The 21629-nt window shown below is 59.8% G+C and carries 14 protein-coding genes and 1 tRNA gene; 4 read left to right on the top strand and 11 right to left on the bottom strand.

Annotation, left to right across the window (positions count from 1 at the left end; genetic code table 11):
- Nucleotides 1-28: 28 nt before the first annotated feature.
- The 10 genes from IPM39_03570 to IPM39_03525 all read right to left on the bottom strand — a co-directional run bounded on the left by IPM39_03570 (nucleotide 29) and on the right by IPM39_03525 (nucleotide 14633).
- Nucleotides 29-2485 carry a FecR domain-containing protein gene (locus IPM39_03570; protein MBK8985150.1) on the bottom strand — a complete coding sequence of 819 codons (2457 nt, stop codon included), beginning with the start codon at nucleotides 2483-2485 and terminating at the stop codon, nucleotides 29-31.
- Nucleotides 2482-3024 carry a sigma-70 family RNA polymerase sigma factor gene (locus IPM39_03565; protein MBK8985149.1) on the bottom strand — a complete coding sequence of 181 codons (543 nt, stop codon included), beginning with the start codon at nucleotides 3022-3024 and terminating at the stop codon, nucleotides 2482-2484. Before IPM39_03565 ends, IPM39_03570 begins: the two co-directional genes overlap by 4 nt.
- Nucleotides 3025-3072: 48 nt before the next feature.
- On the bottom strand, nucleotides 3073-4380 hold the full coding sequence (locus tag IPM39_03560; GenBank protein ID MBK8985148.1) for a hypothetical protein: 1308 nt from the start codon (nucleotides 4378-4380) through the stop codon (nucleotides 3073-3075).
- Nucleotides 4381-4465: 85 nt separating this feature from the next.
- The gene (locus tag IPM39_03555; protein ID MBK8985147.1) at nucleotides 4466-5695 is read right to left on the bottom strand and encodes a glycosyltransferase family 2 protein; all 1230 of its coding nucleotides are present in this window, start codon (nucleotides 5693-5695) and stop codon (nucleotides 4466-4468) included.
- Nucleotides 5696-5778: 83 nt separating this feature from the next.
- On the bottom strand, nucleotides 5779-6615 hold the full coding sequence (locus IPM39_03550; GenBank protein ID MBK8985146.1) for an ATP-grasp domain-containing protein: 837 nt from the start codon (nucleotides 6613-6615) through the stop codon (nucleotides 5779-5781).
- Entirely contained in the window at nucleotides 6612-7550 is a 939-nt protein-coding gene (locus IPM39_03545) for a PIG-L family deacetylase (GenBank protein ID MBK8985145.1), read from the bottom strand. The genes IPM39_03550 and IPM39_03545 overlap by 4 nt, the downstream gene beginning before the upstream one ends.
- A gap of 215 nt (nucleotides 7551-7765) precedes the next feature.
- Entirely contained in the window at nucleotides 7766-10003 is a 2238-nt protein-coding gene (locus tag IPM39_03540; protein MBK8985144.1) for a S8 family serine peptidase, read from the bottom strand.
- Nucleotides 10004-10324: 321 nt separating this feature from the next.
- Nucleotides 10325-13162 (bottom strand): CHAT domain-containing protein, encoded by a 2838-nt coding sequence (locus IPM39_03535; GenBank protein ID MBK8985143.1) that lies wholly within the window; start codon nucleotides 13160-13162, stop codon nucleotides 10325-10327.
- A gap of 152 nt (nucleotides 13163-13314) precedes the next feature.
- On the bottom strand, nucleotides 13315-13941 hold the full coding sequence (locus IPM39_03530) for a hypothetical protein (GenBank protein MBK8985142.1): 627 nt from the start codon (nucleotides 13939-13941) through the stop codon (nucleotides 13315-13317).
- A gap of 86 nt (nucleotides 13942-14027) precedes the next feature.
- Nucleotides 14028-14633, bottom strand: a complete 606-nt coding sequence (locus tag IPM39_03525; protein ID MBK8985141.1) for a sigma-70 family RNA polymerase sigma factor — start codon at nucleotides 14631-14633, stop codon at nucleotides 14028-14030.
- 228 nt (nucleotides 14634-14861) lie between these two features.
- Between IPM39_03525 and rplS the strand changes: the two genes are divergently transcribed.
- The 4 genes from rplS (at nucleotide 14862) to IPM39_03505 (ending at nucleotide 17125) form a co-directional block, all read left to right on the top strand.
- A complete protein-coding gene (gene rplS / locus IPM39_03520; protein ID MBK8985140.1) occupies nucleotides 14862-15218 on the top strand; it encodes a 50S ribosomal protein L19 in 357 nt (118 codons plus the stop codon).
- A 159-nt stretch (nucleotides 15219-15377) separates the two neighbouring features.
- A complete protein-coding gene (locus IPM39_03515; protein MBK8985139.1) occupies nucleotides 15378-16136 on the top strand; it encodes a gamma-glutamyl-gamma-aminobutyrate hydrolase family protein in 759 nt (252 codons plus the stop codon).
- 9 nt (nucleotides 16137-16145) lie between these two features.
- Nucleotides 16146-17039, top strand: a complete 894-nt coding sequence (murI, locus tag IPM39_03510; protein MBK8985138.1) for a glutamate racemase — start codon at nucleotides 16146-16148, stop codon at nucleotides 17037-17039.
- Nucleotides 17040-17050: 11 nt separating this feature from the next.
- Nucleotides 17051-17125, top strand: a tRNA-Pro gene (locus IPM39_03505).
- A gap of 203 nt (nucleotides 17126-17328) precedes the next feature.
- Here IPM39_03505 and IPM39_03500 read toward each other — a convergent pair.
- Complete coding sequence (locus IPM39_03500; GenBank protein MBK8985137.1) at nucleotides 17329-21159, bottom strand: right-handed parallel beta-helix repeat-containing protein; 3831 nt, start codon at nucleotides 21157-21159, stop codon at nucleotides 17329-17331.
- Between the last annotated feature and the right edge of the window lie 470 nt (nucleotides 21160-21629).

Genomic DNA, 21629 nt, shown 5'->3' with positions numbered 1-21629 from the left:
TCTTCAAGATTGGTCCAATCTAGCCCATCTAGCCATTGTTGTTGCGGTTGTTGTTGCCGTTGTTGTTGCCTCTGGGCGGCGGTTGTGGCGGCTGCGGTGGCGCAGGCGGCATAATAATGACGATCGGTGGGTAGATGATAATGATGGGAGCGATGATGACAATGACGCCGTCAAAGCTGAAACAGAGCGGCAAGGTGATGACGCTGTTCAAGGCGATATCACCCAGATCGTCGAAATCGTCGTCGTCCAGGCTGAGGGTGGGCCAGTGTTGCAGGGTAAGCTGGTTGGGCTGCACGCCCAGGACGATGGTGTTGATGACCAGGCAGCCCAGGCCAAAGCGCGGCGTGAACGGCCGTATGCTCACCACCTGCCACGTGCCATCGGCTGCCAGCCGCAGGCGCACCAGCACCAGGTCGCCGACGCGAATGTCGCCCAGGATGCGCGAACTATCAGTGAGAAACAGTTGCAGACCATTGACCACCCAGGGGTTGATGCTGCTGACGATGCCGACCAGGATGATGCTGTCGTAATCGTCGTCATCATCATCACCGCCGAGGCGCTGGATGCTGGAAGCCACCCAGGTTCCGTCGGCCAGGATGACGCCGTGTACCCGCACCCGGTCGCCGATGCTGATGCTGGGATCAACGGCCGTCCATTCCCGCGTCTCAAAGGTGACGCCGGCTACCTGCCAGGGGTCTATAGCCTGCACCCGGCCGCTGAAGGAAAACTCCGGCAGGTCATCGCTGGCCCGCGTGATGCGGCGCGCCAGCCAGGTCCCGTCGTCCAGAATCCGGCCGCGCACCTCTACCAGATCGCCGATTACCAGGCCATTGTCAACGGCCGTTGCCGCGTTAACGGCAATGGTCACCCCAGAAATAGTCCAGGCGTCCCGGCCGATCATCTCTACCAGACCGGTGAAGCGGAAGGGGTGTCCCAGGTCATCCAATCGTTCGATGCGTTCGGCGCGCAGCGTGCCCCCGGCCAAAATGACGCCTTGCACCCGCACCCGGTTACCGATGACGATGTCGTCGTCCAGGCGCGTATTGGCGTCTACCAGGATGGTCTGCCCGGCCACCGCCCAGACGGTTGCGGCGATAGACTCGACGGCGCCGCTGAGCGTGAAGCGGTTGGCAACGGCGCGCCGCAGCAGGGTGATGCGGTCGGCCAGACGACGGCCGTCGTCTAACAGCCGCCCTTCGACGCGCACCAGGTCGCCCACCTGGGGGGCGCCAATGATGCGGGTGCGGTCGTTGGTCTCGAAGGTCTGCCCGGCGATAGTCCAGACCGGGCCAATCTGGCTGACTTCGCCTTCACCATAAATGCGGAAGGCAGGCGGTTGGGGCGGGCTGCCGGCGAGAACGGCCGTTGTCTGCCCGGCCACCACAGAGACTGTCTGATTCAAACCGGTCACGTCCACTTTGCCTTCGCTGACGGCGAATTGGGCTTGCAGCTCAGGCGTTACCAGGACGCGGAATTGGGTGCCGCGGGCGATGCCGGAGCCGGCCGGGGTGTTCACCTCGTAGCGGGAGCCGCCATCGCTGCGGAACTGCACATAGTGGTCACTTTCGCCGAGGTGTTGGGTCAGAACGATGGTCCGCAGCCCTTCTTCGGCGCGCAGGGCATTTAACTGCTCGATGGTCAGCTCGCTGTTGGCGCTGAGGGTGGCCTGGCTGCCGTCGTAAAAGGTGAGGCTGGCCTGGGAAAGTGAGCCGGTGCGGATGCGCTGCCCGGCGGTCAGCGAACTGAGGCGCGGCACGACCGTCCAACTGCCATCCTCGTTTTGCCGCTCGACGAGGCCGTGGATGGTTTCCAGAACGGCCGTTTGCGCATTTGTCACCAGTGGATTGGTCGTCACCGGCAGGAAGATGCTGTGCCCGGCGGTGGCGTCTGGGAGGGCAGCGATGGGTTCATCGGCGGTGGGGTTGGCTGCGGCCGTTTCCTCCCCTGTGGCTGTCTCGCCCGCTTCCGGGCCAACGCTGGGCGCACTATCTCTTTCTGGGCCTGCATCTACCAGCGCCGACGACTCATCCTGGGCAGCCATGCCCGCCTGACGGCTATCTTGCCAGCGGAACAGGCCCACAGCCAGGATTGCCACCACGACGACCAGCGCCGCCGACAGTCCAACCGCCAATTCGCGCCGCTGGAGCAGCCCGTCCATCCCGGCGCGCAGCCGATCCAGCAAGAGGACAAAGGCCGCGCCGGCCGCCGGAGTTGCTGCGGTTGGCTCAGCGACGGGTATTGGTTTCAGGGCCAACCCTTTGGTTACCCGCAGCAGCCGGGCGCGCTGCTCCGCGGCCATCGCTTCGTCTTCGGCCGGGAAGGGGGTCGCTTGCAGCGCCACTGCCAACTGCAACAGCCGCGCTTCTTGCTCCGGCGCATCCGCCAGCGTCTCGTCCAGCGGGTAGCCTAACTCTAGCTGCGTTAACTTTTGCTGTAATACCTCTTCGGCATCCATTTTGTGTGTTGTTCCGTTTTCACTCATCATTTCATTACCATTTCCAGGGCGAGTAAGCCGCGATGTTGGTGCGATTTCACGGCCGCTACCGTTTTATCGAGCATGGTGGCTACTTCCTTGAGGGAGTAGCCGAGCCAGAAGCGCAAGATGATGATCTCGCGCTGTGTTTCGTCAATGCGCTCCAACGCCTGCTGCACCGCTTCCAGGGTCAACTGCCGTTCTACCAGGCGCGCCGGGTTTGCCTCTCTTTGATTGAGGTTGCCCGCCTCAAACAACGATACGTGCTGGTATTGGTTTTCCTTGCGGCCGATGTAGTTGACGATGTGGTTGTGGGCGATGCGGTACAGCCAGGCGGAAAAGGGTACGGCCGTTATCTGGTAATCTTCCAGGTGGGCCACCATCTGCAAAAAGACCTCGCCCGTCAGGTCTTGGGCCAGGTGAGTGTCGTAGATGCGGGCGCGCACATACCGAAAAATAGGCGTGCGATGCCGGTCATACAACAGACCAACGGCCTCCAGGTCGCCATATTGGGCGCGTTCCACTAATTCCGCGTCGCTTAAGTCATGCATAACGTTCTCCTACATAGGTAACAAGAAAGTGGGCAAAAGGGTGCAAACTTAATCGTGCGCCGCAGGAAGCAACTTTTCCCAATGGTCAGCGGTCAGCAGGGAGGTGGGGGTGATCCAGACGTGGGGGATGGCGCTGGTTTGGATGGCGGCAACGGCCGTTGCCATCTCCTCTGCTGCCATCACCGTGCCATTTGGCCCCCATAACCCTACCGATAGGATGATCTGCTCTGGCTGGTAACGTTCTGCCAGGTAGGTGGCAATCTCCCCGGCGTATGCGGGCGGATACCCGGCCAGATCGGTGTAGCCCCAGACGATGATGCGGTTAACGGCCGTTAGCAGCGTGGCATAATCGTGGCCGTACTCACCCCCCTCATTCGCCAGATCGCCCCAACTCACTTCAACGTCGAAGAACAGTTCTTTGCCGTGGGCCTGGGCAATGGCCGCCGCCTTGGCCAGAAAACCGGCCAGCGCCGCCGAGCGCCATTCGCCAATCGAAGGATGCTCGAACAGGATGACGCCGTTTCGGCTGCGCGGCCAATCGTCGCGGCCGGTATGGGCGCGGTAGAGCGCCAGATCATCCGGCCCGTAGCCGTAAATGCGGTAAGAGAGTTCGGTGATGGAGATGGAGTCCACCGGGTAGTTGGCGGCTATGGCGGCGATCATTTCCAGGACCAAATCGTGGAAGGGGCCAGACGCGAGAGCGGCCGTGCTGACCAGCAGCGGGCTGGCTTCGCCCCAATAGCTGATGGCCGCCGTTTCCGGGTGGGCGGCGATGTAGTTGGGTGCGTAGATGTCTATCATAGCGTTGATGTGGACGTTGGCTAGACCTCCGGTGCGGAAATTCAGGGTGTCCTCGGCCAGGAAATCAATGCTGCTGCTGCGCACGGCGCTGGACCAGTATTCTGGATGTTCTTGCCAGCGGAAGTAGGCCCAATCGGGCCGCCCGGCGTTCAGCCCGACCATGTTGACGCCAACGGCCGCGGCGTAGGCTTGCAGGGCGGGGACCTCGCTGCGACTGGCAGAAACATGGGCGTAATTGACGCCGATGGCGCGAATGGGCGCTGGCGTCGGCGTCGGCGTCGGGATGACGGGCAGCCGCACCGCCTCTGTAGGACGATTTTCCAAATCGTCCTCGTTCGCTCCCGATTCTGCCAGACGACCGGGTAAATCTTCCTCGCGCAGCTCTTTGGCGACTGGCTGGTTGGCTGCATCGTCTAACAACGCTTCAAGCGTTATCTCGTTGGTGGTAGGCTGGGAAACGGCCGTTTCCCGACACCCCGTCAGCAATCCCAAAACAGCCAACAGTATAAAAAAACCAAACGCATGGCTCATATTCGATAAAAACGGAGAATTCATAAGGGTTCCTTACCAGAGTGTGCGTCAGCATACTTCCTGTTTTAGCCAGGGAATCCATTCCCTGGTGTTTTTTGTCATCAATGCCTCAAAGCGCTGTATCCCGGCGGCTAATCACGCCGGTGCGCTCCAGCTTGTTCCACTTTGCCTCTACGCCGCGCAGTTCCAGGACAAACGCCCAGAGCATGACGAAATTGAGAAAGAAGGCGTAGGGTATCCACAAAGGCAGCACGTAGATGTATCTCAGGTCGGTCCAGGCGCGGTTTAAGGCGATGGCAAAGGCGGTGGTAAAACTGGTTGCGGCAAAGCCCAGCCAGCCCAAGAAGCTGAGGAAACCATCTTCGAGCGGGCTGGCCCCTGAAGCCAGCAGAGTGAACAGCAGGCAGAGCAAAAGCAGTTGCAGGATGGGGATAAGAGTCAGGCTGAGAACATTGAGCGGCAGGTAGAGAGCCATCAGACCATAGTGAGGTTTGAAGAACATATCACGGTGGAGAACGGCCGTTTGCAGCAGCCCTCGACCCCAACGCACCCGCTGTTTCCACAAAGCCTTCACCGTCGAGGGCAATTCAGCATAAACCACCGCCTCCGGCTGGAAGGCTACCCGATAACCGGCGCGATGGACCCGCCAGGTCAGCTCCAGGTCTTCGCCAATGAAACCGTGGCGAAAGTAACCGATCTGCTCTAACACGTCGCGGCGAAACGCGCCGATGTTGCCAGAGACAATGGGCAGGCAGTTGATCGCTGCCAGGGCGCGGCGCACCATGCCGGTGGTAACATGGGTTTGCACTACCATCAGGCGCGTCTGTAAGCGGTCCAGGTTCACCGGGCAGTCTGTGCCGCAGACGGCGCCAACGGCCGGGCTGTTGAAACCCATCACCATCTGGCGAATGGTGTCGCGGCGGAAAATGCCGTCGGCGTCAACAAAGAAGAGAACGTCGCCGTGCGCCTGGCGGATGCCGGCGTTCAGCGCCGACGCCTTGCCGCCGTTGGGCTTGTCAATCACACGCACGCGCGGCTGGGCAGCGAACTGCTGCATCTGAGCCAGGGTGTCGTCGCTGGAACCATCGTTGACCAGGATGACTTCGTAACAGTCGTAGTCGGAGCGCAAGATGGAGCGAACGCAGTTGCCGATGACCTTTGCTTCGTTGTAGGCGGGTACGATGATGGAGACAGACGGCCGTTCCTGTTCCGTTTCCGCTGGCCGCCGTTGCCGGTATTGATGCAGCAGCGACAACGGGAAGAACAGCAGCATGTGCCAGCCGACAATGAGGGCTAACAGACTAAGCAGCAGGTAGGTGAATTGGATGAGTGTAAGCATAGAAGAGCCTTGTTCGTAAACCGTAACCCGTAGTCCGTAACCCGTCTGTGACAGTTCACGGAATACGGAACACGGAATACGGATTACGCCAGAGCAATCGCCAGAACTTCCGGTGCGTGGGCGATGTTGGCCCCAAAGCGGGCGTTGATTTCCAGCACCAGGGGGCAACCATCGGCGCGGCGGCGGATGTCTATGTCCAGTGGGCCAGTCAATCCCAGGGCGCGGGCGGCGGCAACGGCCGTTACCGCCACATCTGGCGCGTCCACCCGGCGCACCCGGGCAGCATTGCCAGTGCGCCCTTCACGTAAAGCCGTCTTTTCCAGGACAACCACCACTGTCGCCACCCCATTCACATAGAGATTGACGGCGTATTCCGCGCCGGGGGCAAATGCTTGCACAATGTAATCTTCATCCAAAGCCGCCAGAGCCGGGAAATCCGCCGGGCTGTCGTAGACCGTCACGCCGCGCCCGCCGCGCCCGACGCGCGGTTTGCTCAGGCAAGGCCAACCAACCATTGTTGCCACGTCGGCGGCCGAATGCAGGTCAGCCGGACGGACAAATTCAGGTACGGGCACGCCGCTAACAGCCAGAGCTTGCGCTGTCTGGTATTTGTCGTGGGCGACAGATACAGGCAGGGCCGGAGCAATGAGAACGGGGCAGGGCAGCTTATCCTGGGCGGCGGCGATGATGGTCAGCTCTTCCTGCACGGTAGGGATGATGAGGTCGGCGGTAACGGCCGTTTGCGCCAACCAATCCACATACGTCGGGTCACGCGCCGGCGGGGCCTGGTAGAAGGCGGCCAATCCCGACAGCGTCACCAACTGCATGTCCACGCCAATCACCTTGTGCCCGCCCTGACATAACAATTGGCTCACGTGGCGGCCGGCCGGGCCACCAACGCCAGTTACCAGCACTCTCATAAGATTCCTCCTTCCATCATCAGGGCGCGGCGCACTTCAAAGCCCTCGGCATAATGGGTCTTGGTCTGTTCGCCGCGCACCCGCGCCTGGGAACGCACCAGAGCGGCGTCCATGTACGCCTTACGCGCCTGGTTCTGGTGTTCGCGGATACTCTCAATCTTCACATCTACGTAATCACCAATCTCAATAAACAGGCTGGGCTTGAAGTCCAGCGTCGTTGAAGGGCTTTCATAGCAAAGAATCGTATTCACCCGCCGCCCTGCTTGCAGCGTCGCCTGGTGGATGATCTGGTGGTCCTGATGTTGATCATGCTCTGAATGGGTGAAGATGATGTCCGGGCGGAAGGCTTGCACCTTCTCTTCAATCGCCTGGCGCACCCCGTCTAAATCCAAATTCGTGTCCGGCAGGTTAAGCAAGGTAAAGTCGTGCAAACCGAGAAAGCTGGCCCCATTCTGCGCCTCCATCTGGCGAATCAGGCTGTCGCCGCCCTGGCTGCCGTGTGTCAGAATCAGGCCGGCCACCAGATGGCCTTCGTCGCAGAGGCGGGCCAGCGTGCCACCGCAGGCGATTTCCAAATCGTCGGGATGGGCGCCAATCGCCAGGATGCGGCGCCTGCCCTCCACGCGCTCGCCCACCAGTTTGGAGCGTATCAACACCGCCACAGTAAAAACCAGCAGCAGGATGCTTAGATGGGTCAGCGAACTCAGCGACCAACCCAGGGCAGTGTGCACCTCCAGATCGGCCGCAAAATAAATCAGCCAGACGCCATTGGCCAGGCCGCTAAAAACTGCCACAGCCAGGATTGTCCGGTAAACCCAGCGGCTGTGCCGTATCGTTCGGCGCAGGGTGCGCTGGTTCCGCCGGATGTCAATCAGCAGGATGATAAAGGCCAAAATAATCAGCAAATGCCCGAAAGCGTTTAACTGTTCTGTCATTGCGTTGCCTCCAAGATCGGGTTTTGTTGTAACGTAGCTGCCGCTGTTTGTGCGGCTAACAGATATAAGCCCGACCGATGGGGAGAAAATACAGCAGTTTTCCAGTAAGACCTGACAGGTTTCCGGAAATCTGTCAGGTCCAAGCGGAAAAACAAAAAAAGCGCGAGAGAGCGTCATCTCGCGCGCCTGTTCTCAAACTTGAGGCAACCTGGACGTTAGCAGCCGGGGGCGAACGGCCCCAAAACCGAGTTGCTGCCCGCCGCTTTGAGCGCCCCCTGGCCGACCATCTGGATACACAAAAGCGCATTATTGGAACCGGAAACGTCCTGCCCGCTGCGCGGCGAGAAGAGGATCGCCCGCTCGATGACGTTGACATTGCTCCCGGCGATTTTGATGCTGGTGGCTTCGTTGCTGAATCGCTGGTCGGTCCAAGCCAGCACGCTATAGGCGGCTGGGGCCAGATAATGGTTGGAGCCGCTGATTTCGATCAGCCCATGCGACACCATTGTCACGCGGAAGGGATTGACCGGTGTGCCCAGACCGGAGTCGCTGATGACGATGGGATCGCCGCCGTTGCAGACGACCTTGCCGTTATCGGCGGCGGTAATTTCGATGACGCCGGAGTGGGTTAAGGAGCCGCGGTCACAGACGCGGCCCGGCAAAACCTGGGCGATGTTATTGCCAAAGGTCATGCCGCTGACGTCCAGGAACTTGCCCAGGTTGCCTGGCCACCCTTTTGGCCCAATCTGGTAAGGCCCCTGGATGCTGCCTGGGTTGCCATTGCCGGTGATGTTGAGGGGGTAGCCACTGGCATAGGTGTTGGAATTTTCGGCTTGCAACTGGCAGGCCGATGAGGGTCCGTCGTTGACGCCGTAGGTTAGCTCGGAGTTGGGCGAAAGGGTGTTGCGGAACCGGTTATCTGACCCGGAAATGGCCAGGTCGGCGTTGCTGTGCAAACGGCCGTAAAAATCACTATTGCTGCCGCTGATATCCGCCTGTTTGTCGTTGGCGCCGTCACAGACTGGTTCGTAGACTTTAGGGTCGGAGGAGCCGCCATCGCCGGACGCTTTGGCAAACATAAAATAATCACCAGCGTTGTGGGCAGCGCCGTCGTCATTGTCATCGTCGTCGCAGTCTTCGTCCAGCAGTTCCAGGATGGGGATGTTGCCCGATTGCAGGGCGTTGAGGCTGGCGATGACGTTGATCAGGCCGACGCCTAGCTGGTTGGTGTAGCTGGGATTGAAGGGATTGAGGTCAACGGCCGTTCCCCCCATCAAATCGGCTATCTGCGCCACATTCAGGCCCGCGTTCAGGCCCAGCAGCAGCGCCGCCTGCCCGGCGACAAAGGGGGCGGCCATCGAAGTGCCGCTCCAACTGCCATAGCCATCTACGGGCAGGGTGCTGTAAATGCCCACGCCCGGCGCAGACAGCAGCAGCCAGTCTCCGTAGCTGGCAAAATCGGCTTTGATCCGGTTGGGGTTAACGGCCGTTACACTCAACACGCACTCCGTCGCCGCCGGGTACTGCTTCTGCGTACTGTTCAAATTTCCGGCAGCGGCCACCACCACCACCCCTTCTTCCGTGGCATCTTCGATGATATCCTGCAGCAGAGGAGACTCGTAAGGCATACCCAGACTGAGATTGATGACATTTGCCCCATTTTCCAGGGCAAAAAGAATGGCTTCAGCGACGGTGGCAGAGTAACCCCGGCCGTCGGTATCCAGCACGCGAATGGGCATGATTTGCGCCTGCGGGGCCGTCAGGCGGACGATACCGGCGACGTGGGTTCCGTGCCCCGCGCCATAATCATCCCCGCCGCTAAATTCATCCTCTGGCACGTCGTCGCCATCTACAAAGTCAATGCGAGCGGCCGTTAAGTGGGAGGCCAGGTGGGGATGGTTCAACTGCACACCGGTATCAATGACGGCCACAATCACGCCTGCGCCCTGACTAAGAGCGTGGGCAGCGGGCAGCCCCAGCATCTCTTGGGCGTATTGCTCGTTATAGGGACCATCATCCGGCCCACCCCAGGAGAACGCCTCTCGGCCAATAGATTCCGGGGCGTCGGTGGGACGATTCGGTTCGGCGTACACGATGCGGCTATCGGCGGTCATCGTTTGCGCGAGCTGGTCCAGGTCTGCGCCGGGCACGGTTTGCAGCAGGTAGATGGCGCGGCCGAGGGATAACGGCCGTACCGTTGTGGTGTTGTAGGTCTGGTTGATGGCCGCGATGGTCGCCCCCGCCTGCTGTGCGTCTAGCTTCACGATGATCTCGTCCAATATCACCGAGGATGGGATGCTGATCTGCACCGAGGGCAGGTAAAGAATGTTGGCCCCCGCGGCCTGCTCTAGTTCAGCGGCGAGGGTGGCGCGGTTGAGAACGGCCGTTAACAACAGCCCTCCCAATAGTACCTGGCTAATAAACAGGATTAGTTTACGATTTGTTGAATACATGTTTCGCTCCTTCATGGTCCAAGATAGCGTTTGCGGCAAATTTTTGTTTTGGTGGGTCCAATATGACGACTGAGCTGGTTTGTTCTTTTCCAGAGCAGCACTGTTGTTACGTTCCACTATAGATGTAAGCCGCAGCGTGGCCGAAAAATACACCAATTTTGGAAGTTCAGTTCAGCCTGTGGATGAAATTCACCGGCTAGTATCCGTATTCGGTAATCCGTAGGGCGCTACCTCTGGCAAACGCTGTCGGAATACGGTATACGGACTTCGGGTTACGGGTACTAGGCAGCAGGGTAAAGGGTTAGCAACCTGGCTAAGGCACTAATTCTGGCCGATGAGGACAAAGGGCGCCCAGTAGTAGGGGTGGGGGTGGTTTTTTTTGAGGCTGCGTTGGGCGTGGCGCAGGGCGGCAGCGTGGCCCGTCCCCTGAGCAAGCTGCTGATAAAAGTGGGTCATCAGGGCGGCGGTGGTTTCGTCTTCCACCAGCCACAGGCTGACCAACAGCCCAGCCGCACCCGCGCCGAGAAAGGCGTAGGTTAGACCCAGCAACTCATCACCGCCGATGACTTCGCTGCGGCCTGATTCGCAGGCGCTCAGGGCGACGAAGGCGCCGGGCAATTTTAGCTGCATGGCATCGCCGGCCGTCAGCCAGCCATCGTGCAGTTTGAGGGCGGAGAAGAGGGGATTGTCGCGGCGGAAGAGGCCGTGGCAGGCCAGATGCAGCAAGGTGCAATCGGCCGTTTCTCTTTGCAGAGCGGCCAGGGTGGCCTGCTCACCCAGGCGCAGGCGCGCGTGCGGCAGGCAGCCGCTAACGGCCGTTGCCTCCTGCACGGCAAAAGGAATCAGCGGGTCGTCCACGCCAAAGATGACCGCCTGTCCCGCCAGGCGGGGCGTCCGCGCCCGGCAGAGGTGCAGCACGGTGGCGCTGGGGGCGATGGTCAGTTCAAATTGGTCCAGCAGATAGGAACGGCCGTCGTAAAGGGCCGCAAAGGGCAAATGGTGCAGCAGCCCATGCGGGATGATCGCCAACCGCTCACTGCCCTTAAGCAGAGCCATGACCGGCGCGACAAGTTCCTGATGCAGCGCCTGCAAAATGTGCTGTGTGGATTGGGTTAGCCGGGGCAGGTGGCGTTGAATGAAGGCGGGATTGGCCTGGAAGCGCTGCCATTCCACCGCCAACGCGGCCAGATGTTTGCCCAAAACAGGCAGGCTGCCGAGCTGTCGCACCACCTGCAAAACCCCATCCCGGTAAACAAAGGCCAGGATTTCCTCGCCCAGAATGTGGTAGGCCAACAGCGTCTGGTCGGCCGGCAGCGCTGGCTGTAGGGTGGCAAAGGGAAGGGCCTGGGCCAGGTCGTCGTCGGCCCCGCCGCCTTCCAGGCGCAGGCGCAGGCGGCTAATCTCTTGCTCCAGCGCAGCGGCGCGGTCGTTGAGTTCAGTCAGGCGGGCGGCGCGGTCCCCTTCCGGGCTGTCGCGCAGCGCTTCGTTGTAGATGGCGTGCAAATCGGCTTGCAGGCTTTGCAGCCGATTGGCCTGGGCGGGGTCCGTATCGCTTTGCAGTTGGGCGGCGATGACGCCGCTGAGCAGGTCTACCAGGGCGCGGGACTTGGCCTGCTCGGCCACACTGAACGCTTTTTGCAGGCTGTCCTGGTCGCCGCGCGCCAGATAGAGTTGGGCCAGGTCGGCATACACGGCCGTTTTGTCCTGCAAAAAAGAGGCGCGTAAAGTCTGGCGGACCAGGGTCCCGCGCAGCCGTTCGATTTCGGCAACGGCCGTTGTCAGCACTGCCTCCGCCTCCGCCCCGCGCCCCTGGAGAAGATAGAGCCGCCCCAGCCGCTGCTGCACGCGAAAGCGCAGGTCCGGCAGGGGCAGCAGCGCCGCCAGATGGTTGGCTTCGTGCAAAAGGGGTTCGGCGGCGGCCGTATCTGGCAGCAGCAGGTCGGCCAGCCGCAGGTTGGCGTAAATGCGCTGCACCGGCCAATCCTGTTTGCTGATCAGCGCCAATGCCTGGTGGGTTTGCCGCAGCGCCGTGCTGCTGTCGTTTTGGGCTTGTGCCACTGCCGCCTGCTCCAGCAGTACGGCTGAGTGTAAATGTTCATTCCCCGCGGCGGCAAAAATGTCAGCGGCCCGGCTCAGCGTCTCCGCCGCCGCAGACAACCGTCCGCGGCGCAGCAGCGTCGCCCCCAGCCCCCACAACGCCCAGCCCAGGTAATGGGGTACGTCGCCCGACTCTAATCCGGCGATGGCGGCGCGGTAGGCGGTCGTTGCCTCCGTTAGCAGGTTGAGGGCCAGGTAGGCATCGGCCGTCAGCCGCTCCAAAATGTATTGTTCCAGGGGGGCGTCCAGCGTGGCAAAGAGGTCGCGGGCGGCGGCAAAGGCGTCCAGGCTCCGGTTGTAATTGCCCAGCCAGAGGTGCAGCTCGCCCATGTTTTCCAAATTTTGCGCCTGCCGCCGACGATTGGCGGTCTGGCTGTAGATGGCGGCGGCCGTTTCGTAAGCGGTCAGGGCTTCGCTGCCGTGCCCCAATTCGGCCAGCATGACGCCCAAATTCATCTGGATGTTGGCCACGTCTTCTTGCTGGTCGGCTGCCTGAAACAGGCTTTCTGCAGTTTTATAGGCGAACATGGCGTCGGCGTAACGCCCCATAAACTTATAACAGATGCCCCGATTGTTCTGGAGATGGGCTGTGAGCAGAACGGCCGTTTCCTCCGGCAGATCGGTGGTCTGGGTGATGGCGGCCAGAGCAGTTTGGGCGGTGTCGAGCGCCTCCTGATAGCGTCCCAGGTGGATGAGGACGTTGATCTGGCCGACGTTGGTGCGCAGGGCGGCGGCCGTCTGCCCGGTTTCCTGGTAGGCGGCCTGCGCCTGGGCGATGCCGGCCAACGCCGACTCGAACTCGCCGTTGAGGGCGAAGGTCTGGGCGCGCAGATAAATGGCCTGGGGCTGAAGGGATGGGGCGAGCGCAGGGGCCAGGTCTGCACACAGGTCGAGCAGTTGGCGCGCCTGGGCCAGGTCGCTGTTGATGAGGCGGTTGGCGCTGTCAAGCAGCCGAGTCAGGCCCGTTTCATGCCATAAATCGGCCTGTAGCAAGAATACGGTCTGGGCAACGGCCGTTGGCTGGGTCAATAGTTCGGCGATAAATTCAGGCGTCAGGGGCATCGTTTATGTACCAGTTTAGGTGTCTAGTAGACGTAAACCGAAGTCCGTATGCCGTTTTCCGTTGGCATTTGCCAGAGACCGCGCCCTACGGAATACGGGATACGGATTACCGAATACGTGTACTGGCTTTGACTCAGGCGTAAGATGGCTCTTTAGCGCAGCTCCAGCGGCCCAATCTCGATTTCCATCTGGCCGCTGCTGAGGAGCAATTCATAGACGCCAGCGGGCAGCCCGGTCAGGCTGAATTTACCCAGATCGTTGCAACTGTCCAGGCGGCGCTCCAGGCCATCTTGAAGCAGTTGGACAATAAAATCGCCGGGGTCGCTGTCATCCAGGGGGAAGAGTTGACCGTTCAGATCAATTTGCCCACCGTCGGTTTGCGCCTGAATGTTGAGGGCCACGTCGGCCAGGTCGCTGCTGTAGATGAGTTGGCGGGGGGTGGTCCCCAGGGTGATGTTACGGACTCCGGCCAGGGAGAGGCGCTGCCAGTTGTCGGCGGTGAGGGTGGCGATGAGGTTTTGGAGGCGGCTGGACGGCCGTTTTGCTTGGGCATAGGCAGCAAAAGCGGCGGTGGCCGCCTGGCGCACGGTGGGCGGCGGATTGATCAGGGTGGTGGTGCGGCTGATTTGCAGGAAGTCGTGCAGCCAGTCTGCTTGTTCCTGGAGGTTGGGGTTGGCCTGAATGTGTTGGCTGAGAACGGCCGTTTCCTCTGGCGACAATTTACCGTCCAACCAATCGGCTAATTGGGTTGTGTCAGGAATTCGAGAATCTGCCATCATGATCTTTCCTTTGCGCTAAACCTGCTTTCTTACGATTCACTTAATATAAGCCAGAAGTGGCGCGAAAAATACAGCAGTTTGGGGGTTCACTCTTCACGTTCTACCAGGATGACACGCAGACGCTCCAGACAGCGGCCGCGAATAGGGCCAATGCTGCCCACGCGCAGGCCAAGCTGCTCGGCTACTTCTTCGTAAGCGGGCTGTTCTTCAGAAAAATAGAGCAGCAGCAGCAAATCGCGGCAGCGTTTGTCTAGCAGGTCTAATCCCTGGTTCAGCCAATTCACCCGCTCCCAGTAGGTGGTTGCGTCGCTGTCGGGGGTATTCAAGAGGAAGTGGCTTTCGGCCACATCTTCATCCTGGCCCAGGAATTCTCGCTTGTGTCTACGCAGATGATGTAGGCTGTGCCGCCGGGCGACAGTAGCCAGCCAACCACCCAAATTGCTATCTGGATGCAGCCGTTCCAGATGCTCTACCAGAGTAGTGAAGGTAAGTTGAGCGACATCGGCGGCGTCAGCGCGGGTGAGACCGTAGTTGAGGGGGATGGAGAAGACAAGCCGTTCGTAGCGGGTGAGTATCTGCTGCCAGGCTTCTTGACGGCCGTGACGACAATCTTCGATGAGTTGGGTGTCGGTTGGGACTTGTTGTTTGATCACAAAGTCGTTTCCATCGTCGGCGGTTTGCCTTTTGTTCATTATACCTGACTTGTCTGGTTTGCGATCCGTCTGCGAGGCCACGGAAATTCTAGTACCCGTAAGCGGCAATCCATTATCGGTAATCCGTAGGGCGCCACCTTTAATTTTCCCTTGCCAGACGAGGCCGGTCGTGATATATTTCCCCTTCTAGCCCGCCTGTCGGGTTATTTTTATGCTGCGGTTAACAGGGTGAGAAGCCTGCATCACACTTTGTCGGAGAATTAGGTCATGTCTGATTTATTATTACAAGCCTTTGATCAGGAAGCCAAAACAGGGCTGCCGGATATGTACGTGGGTGACAATGTAACGGTTCATTTGCGTATTAACGTCGGTGAACGCAATGAACGTATTCAAATTGTGCGCGGTATCATCATTCGGCTGCGCAAGGGTGGGGCGAACCAGAACTTCACCGTGCGGCGTATTGCCGCCAACGGTGTGGGCGTTGAACGTACCTTCTTGCTGCAATCGCCGCGCATCGAAAAAATAGAAGTTCATCGTCATGCACACATTCGTCGGGCGCAGTTGTATTACCTCCGGGAACGCACCGGTAAATCGGCCCGTCTGCGCGAAAAACGGATCTATTAATCATCAGTAGGGTGATTTGTATTTGGTAATCCTGCTACGGCCGTTCGGCTAAATGCCTTCGCAAAACAACCTGCGGTCGTCGGCTGATGGATTCCAGGCAAGATATTATTTGGGTGAAAGGGTCGTGCTTTCACCCTTTTTGCTTTCCAGGGTATAAATATGGCAATTACACAGGCGGCGCAAAAGCCAATTATTGGCTGTACGGTCTACCGGTCGGCGGGATCGAAAGAGGGGTCTTCGGCGATTATGGCGCTGACAGAAGCGTATATTGAAGCTGTGTGCCAGGCTGGTGGCATTCCGTTGATGATTCCGCTGGGGCTGGAAACGGCCGATTTGCAGCGGCTGCTGGCGTTGGTAGACGCCGTCTTGCTGCCCGGCGGCGGGGATGTAGACCCGGTGTATTACCAGCAGCCCATGAATGATTGGATGCAGCGCGTGGATGCGGACCGGGACCGGGTGGAGATTTGGGCAGCGCAAACGGCCGTTGCCCAACAAAAACCGCTGTTAGCCATCTGCCGCGGGCATCAGGTCCTCAACGTGGCCCTGGGCGGCACGTTGTGGGCCGACATTCCCAGCCAGATACCCGGCGCGTTGGGTCATGATTATGACAATGTGAAACCGCGCAATTATGCTGCCCATACTGTAGAGATTGCCCCAGATTCACGGCTGGCGGCAGCATTGGGTGTGACGCATACGGCCGTCAACAGCCTGCACCATCAGGCCATCCGTGATCTGGCGCCGGGGCTAAAAGCGGTGGCGGCTGCGCCGGATGGCATTATTGAAGGCGTAGAAGCGCCGGACCATCCATTTGCCATTGGCGTGCAGTGGCATCCTGAATGGTTGGTGGCGGACAACCCGGCCATGCAGCATTTGTTTCGAGGATTTGTGACGGCGGCGGGTAACGGCCGTTCCCAATAAACGCCGCTGATGTCTACCGGCAGCGCCCCCAGCCCGCAGCAGCGTCCCCAAGGCGACCATCGCCCCATCGGCGTGTTTGATTCCGGTGTGGGTGGGTTGTCGGTTTTGCGGGAATTGCAGCGGCTGCTGCCCCATGAACACCTGCTGTATCTGGCCGACCAGGCCCACGTGCCCTACGGCACACGCCCTCTGGCAGAAGTGCGCCAGTTTAGCGAAGCCATCAGCCGCTTTTTGCTGGCCCAAGATGCGAAGCTGATCGTCGTGGCCTGCAACACGGCGTCGGCGGCGGCTCTGACACCGCTGCGCCAGACCTTCCCCGACGTGGCTTTTGTGGGCATGGAACCGGCGGTGAAACCGGCGGCGCGCCAGACGCAAAGCGGGCGGGTGGGGGTGTTGGCGACGGCGACCACCTTTGCCAGCGAACGGTATGCGGATTTGATGGCCCGTTATGCCGGTGATGTGGTGGTGGTGGAAGATCCGTGCCGGGGTTGGGTTGACCTGATTGAACGGGGGGAGATAGATACACCAGAGGCCATGCCGTTGTTAACGGCCGTTGTTCAGCCCATGCTAACCAGTGGGGTGGATACCCTGGTGTTGGGCTGCACCCATTACCCCTTCCTCATCCCCTTGTTGCAGCGCATAAGTGGGCCTGATGTGGTGATTATTGACCCGGCGCCGGCCGTTGCCCGCCAGGTGGAGCGGGTGCTGCGACAGCAGGCTGGCCTGAACGAATCGGGGGAAAATGGGCGGACCAGGTTGTTTACCACCAGCGCGGCGGCGGTGTTTAGTCGGCAGGTGTGGCAGTTGTTGGGCATGAAGGAAATGGGGGAAACGGCCGAAACGGCCGTCTGGCAGCGCTCTGGCGACAATCTGGTGTTGCAATCTGGCCGGGTTTCACTATAATCCAATCTGTTCGGGGCATGGCGCAGCTTGGCTAGCGCGCGCCGTTCGGGTCGGCGAGGTCGTGGGTTCGAATCCCGCTGCCCCGACACACAGAAAACGGCCGTTTCTCGCAGAGAAACGGCCGTTTTTGTTTACTATAGACATTTAGATAATGATTTTGGGTAGGGGCGGGTCTTGTGCCCGCCCATTTGCCAGAGGGCGACCACAAGGGTCGCCCCTACCGACCAAAATGTTTTTCTGACAATCTATAAATACAGCGCCGTTTTATCATCAACGCGCCCTCTACCCTCTACCCTCTACCCTCTACCCTAAGGAGAACGGCCGCCGCAATGGCCCCAATCAGGCCCAGGGCACTGGCCGTTATCCAGCCCCACCCATTCACCGGCGCTGCCCCAAACGACGCCAGAGAAACGGCCGTTGGGTCGTTGTTGCGCTGGTTAGGGGCGGTAAACGGCGTTCCCAGTACCTCAGACGCAGACACAACGGCCGTCAATCTATTCCCTTCACGGGCAGCGCCAATGCTGTTCCAACAAGCCGTATCCGGCGCGCAGGTCAGGTCCGGCGCGCCGCTGCCGTTCAGGGCGAATTGAAACAGCTTGTCGTCCACCGCTCCCGCGGCGCAGTCGGGATCATCGGCCACCGGAATGCTAATCTCGTAACTGCCATCACCGCCAACGGCAAAAAAATCATAAAAGTCGGCGCACTGTACCGCGCCGGTATCGCTGGCGATGCCTTTGTCAAAAGGCACGCTGCTCAACCCGCTGCCATGATTCACAATGACCAGCGTGCCCGCCCCACCGCTGAACGTCGCATTCTGTCCGGCGATGTTGTCTGGCAGCGCCACAGACCCCAGGCCATCGGTCCAGGTCTGTACGGCCGCGCCCAGCCGGAAATCGTCGGCGTGGGCGTTGTTCACGTTGCCCGGATTAACCGCGCCCCACCAGTTATGCCCGGCGTTCAAGTCGCCAACTGTGTCGTTGACGCCGGTTATGAAGCCGCTGATGTTGTTGGCGTAAGCGAACAAATCGCCGCCGGCCGCTGCCTGCAAAGCCACGTCGGTGGTTTCCAGCGTATTCCCGGCAAAGGTCAGGTGGTCCACCTGGGCCGCACCGGTGATGTTGAGGCCAACGGCGGCGCTGCGGATGATGTTGCCGGTGGCCCGTAGATGGACGCTGTGGGTGGAGGAATTGCTGAGGATGTCAACGGCCGTACCCGATCCCTCCAACACATTGTCTGTCAGCCGTAAATATGCCGGTCCCAGGTTAAACGGCACACTGTCATCGGCCAGCGCCACGGCAACATCGCCGCCGACGATGCTGTTTTGGCTGATGAGGACCGTATCCGGCGCGGTGTTCCAGACGTAGAAACCTGTTTCGTCGCTGCCGCTGCCCAACGTGAAGTTGTTCTGGCGCACCGTCAGGGAGCCATTGCCAATAGATGTGACCTGCATCCCCAATTCCACGTTGGCGACAGTATTGTTTTCCACAACGGCCGTCGCCCCGCCGTAGAGCATATTCCAGCCCAGGCCAATCCCGGCGTCAGTCACCGTGTTGTCGGCGATTCGGCTGCCGTTCACACTTTGGTTGTTCTGCATAAAGATGCCCGCGGCCAGCGCATTGTTTATCTGATTGCGGCTGATTTGCGCCGATGTATTGCCTTGCAGCAGAATGCCAAAGCCATAATTGCCCGCGTCTGGCCCGCCGAAGTTGCTGCCGGTGTTGTCCTGGATGATGTGGCCCTGCCCGCCGTACAGGTTCACACCGCGCCCCAGGTTGCGCAGGCTGACATTTTCGATGGTTGCGCCATCGTGCAGCCCGCCGCTGCCGCCCATGTAAATGCCGCGCGCGGCGTTGATGTCGGCGCTGCCATAGGCATGGCCGCCGCCGATGGCCGGGTTGTCGCCATCAAGCGTCAGGTTGCGGATGATCACATTGGGCGCTTGCAGCCAAAGGATGGATCCGGCGTGGGCCGACGCGAAGTCCGGCACGTTGGCGTTGGGCATGAGGACTGTGCCCGGCGCGCCCTCCAGCGTGACACTTTTGCTCACATTGACCAGTTCGCTGAACACATTAGCGGATAAGGTGATGGTATCGCCGGCGCTGGTGTGGCTGTCGTCAATGGCTGCCTGGATGGTGCAGAAGTATTTGCTGGTGGTGGTGTTGGTGACCAGACCACCACTGCCGCCGCCGACGGCCTGACGCAAATCCTGATTGTTGAGGCTGAAGGTATTGTCGCGGATGGCAATGTCGCAGGCGTAGGGGGCGTTGCCACGGCCAAAATAGGCGGCGGAACGGCCGTCGGCCTGGTCGCCATCGCCCACATTGTTGGGCGTGTAGTTGGCATGTGGATGCAAGCCGCCCTGGTGCTGCACAGCGACATCGTTGTTTTGTAGGGTGTTGCCGCTGACGGTATGGTTGGTCCCTTCGATGACAATGCCAAAGCCTTCGCTTTCAACGCGAGCAGGGTTTTGCTGCTGGTAGCCGCTGACGCTGTTGTTACGCACAATCACGCCGGTCGGTATATCGGCGTACCCCTGCGGATTGCCGTTGGTGAATGAGCGGCGGAAGATGGCAATGCCGGCGTGGTCGCGGACGTTCATGGTGGGCGTGGGGGTAAAAGTGACGGTGTTGTTTTCCACGACGATGCTGCCATCGCCGCTGTCCAGGCCGGTACCGTTGGGGTTTTTGATCTCGATACCGAAACGGCCGTTATTTGTCACCACGTTGCCGGAAATGAGGTTGGCCCCTGCCCCAGCCGTCAGCCCAATGGCCGAAAGGCCGCTGTCGGTATTGTCTTGCACGGTATTGCCAGAAATGGTCACGCCAGACGCCGTGCCGTCTTGCAGTTCGATGCCGCAGCAGTTGTTGTGGTGAGCGTAGTTGTTGCTGAGGGTGATGCGTGTTTTGAAGCCATTCCAGATAACGATGCCGCGCGTCTCGTTGTAGGCTGCCTCGACGTGATGGATGAGGACGGTATCTACCGGACCGTTGACGTACAGGCCGGCGTCGCTGGTGGCGGGACGGCCGTTGTTGATTACCTGTACATGTTGTACCGTCAGGTTGTTGTTGCTGCCGGCGGCGTAAATGCCGGACTGCTCGAAGTTTTGCACGCGCATACCTTGCAGGGTGACGGCCGTTACGCCGCCGTTAATGGTCACGCCCCGCCCCGTCTGGCTGACGCCCTCCAGAATGGTATGCTGCGCCGGGTCTAAGCCCGCGCCGGCGCCGCGTAAGGTTAATGAACGGTCTACGACCACGTTTTCGCTGTAACTACCGGGGTCTATCTCGATAACGTCACCGGCCGCAGCCGCATTCACCCCCGCCTGAATGGTGGCGTGGTGGGTGTTCTGGGTGATGTTATGCACCGGCAGCCCTGGCTCAAAATCGTAGGTGGTATTGACGCCGTTGATGCCGATGGTCAACCTGTCTACATTGCCATCAAAGGAAGGCCAGCCACCGCCAATTTTTAGCAGCACGCCGATATTGTTGGTGGGATAGATGTCTAGATTGGGGTAGGCTTGCAGCAGTTGGGTAACAGTGCAAGGATTGTTGCGACCGCAGGTGGCTGCGGCATTGATGTTGGTCATCCACCAACGGGCGTTGGCCGCCAGGGCGTTCCATTCTTGCCAGACGCCGACAGCCGGATAGGTCCCCGTCCAATAAGGCTCATAGACCAGACGACTTGCGCCGGTGCAAAACGAGAAGAAGTAACTGCGACAGACGTTGAATTGCAGGGCGACGGCCTGGGCCGCCCCCCCGCTGGCGCGGTAGGCGCTGTAGGTCAGGTTGGTCACAGCGCTAAACCGGGTGGTCGGTAGATGTCGGCCGATGCTTTCACCAACGGCCGTTGAAGCTACAGTCAGGCGCAGGCTGCCACTCCCCAGCGGGGCTGTGGCCGGGCCAGATACAAACTGGCCGGTTCCCGCTCCCAGGTTGGGGTTTTCGCGGTACAGCGACCAGCCATTCATCTGGTCCGGCGAGACGACAACCGTGGTGGTCTGGGCGGCGACCGGGCTGACGGGCCGGGCCAGCAGCAGACCGATGATCAGGGCTGCGCTTAACAGCCATAAGGGAGGTTTTTTCCAACAGGCAAGCAGATATGTGGCAACGTGAGTCAACATGAAGTTCTCTCCAGATGAAAATATGATGATGAAATGATTAAAAGAGGGCCGGGGGGTAAATGACGAACTGCTTACCGCACCAAGTGGCAAGCCCCACATTGCAGCACTGTTATAAGGGCTGCAACCTTACATATCTTTTCAATAACTTGGGGCAGATCCGGTAGTCTCTGACTTTACCTGCTTGTGGCTCGGTCAGGAGAGCTGCCCTTCGGGACTGGGATGCGGCCACAGTCTCAAGATATTGAGAGGATAGTTGAGCATTTTGTTATATTTTGTATTGCGCTTCTTTGTATTATTTTATTAGATTTTTCAAAATAGATATTTGGTACTGCTTTTTATTACTATTTGTCTGAATTGGCATCGGGTGCGTTTCATTCACGTCATTCTGAGCGCAGTCTTCGGAGCGAAGAATCCCATGCTTTGTTTGTTAAAGCTGAACGGGATGCTTCGGAGGATGCTTCGGCAGGCTC

The organism is Candidatus Leptovillus gracilis, from assembly GCA_016716065.1.
Lineage (GTDB): Bacteria > Chloroflexota > Anaerolineae > Promineifilales > Promineifilaceae > Leptovillus > Leptovillus gracilis.
This window is presented reverse-complemented; position numbering and strand designations above follow the sequence as displayed.

Coding starts and splice junctions, on each gene's coding strand:
- murI (MBK8985138.1), top strand. CDS start 16,146: ATGTCTACCGGCAGCGCCCCCAGCCCGCAGCAGCGTCCCCAAGGCGAC.
- IPM39_03555 (MBK8985147.1), bottom strand. CDS start 5,695: ATGCTTACACTCATCCAATTCACCTACCTGCTGCTTAGTCTGTTAGCC.
- rplS (MBK8985140.1), top strand. CDS start 14,862: ATGTCTGATTTATTATTACAAGCCTTTGATCAGGAAGCCAAAACAGGG.
- IPM39_03525 (MBK8985141.1), bottom strand. CDS start 14,633: ATGAACAAAAGGCAAACCGCCGACGATGGAAACGACTTTGTGATCAAA.
- IPM39_03530 (MBK8985142.1), bottom strand. CDS start 13,941: ATGATGGCAGATTCTCGAATTCCTGACACAACCCAATTAGCCGATTGG.
- IPM39_03500 (MBK8985137.1), bottom strand. CDS start 21,159: ATGTTGACTCACGTTGCCACATATCTGCTTGCCTGTTGGAAAAAACCT.
- IPM39_03570 (MBK8985150.1), bottom strand. CDS start 2,485: ATGATGAGTGAAAACGGAACAACACACAAAATGGATGCCGAAGAGGTA.
- IPM39_03565 (MBK8985149.1), bottom strand. CDS start 3,024: ATGCATGACTTAAGCGACGCGGAATTAGTGGAACGCGCCCAATATGGC.
- IPM39_03560 (MBK8985148.1), bottom strand. CDS start 4,380: ATGAATTCTCCGTTTTTATCGAATATGAGCCATGCGTTTGGTTTTTTT.
- IPM39_03545 (MBK8985145.1), bottom strand. CDS start 7,550: ATGACAGAACAGTTAAACGCTTTCGGGCATTTGCTGATTATTTTGGCC.
- IPM39_03515 (MBK8985139.1), top strand. CDS start 15,378: ATGGCAATTACACAGGCGGCGCAAAAGCCAATTATTGGCTGTACGGTC.
- IPM39_03550 (MBK8985146.1), bottom strand. CDS start 6,615: ATGAGAGTGCTGGTAACTGGCGTTGGTGGCCCGGCCGGCCGCCACGTG.
- IPM39_03535 (MBK8985143.1), bottom strand. CDS start 13,162: ATGCCCCTGACGCCTGAATTTATCGCCGAACTATTGACCCAGCCAACG.
- IPM39_03540 (MBK8985144.1), bottom strand. CDS start 10,003: ATGTATTCAACAAATCGTAAACTAATCCTGTTTATTAGCCAGGTACTA.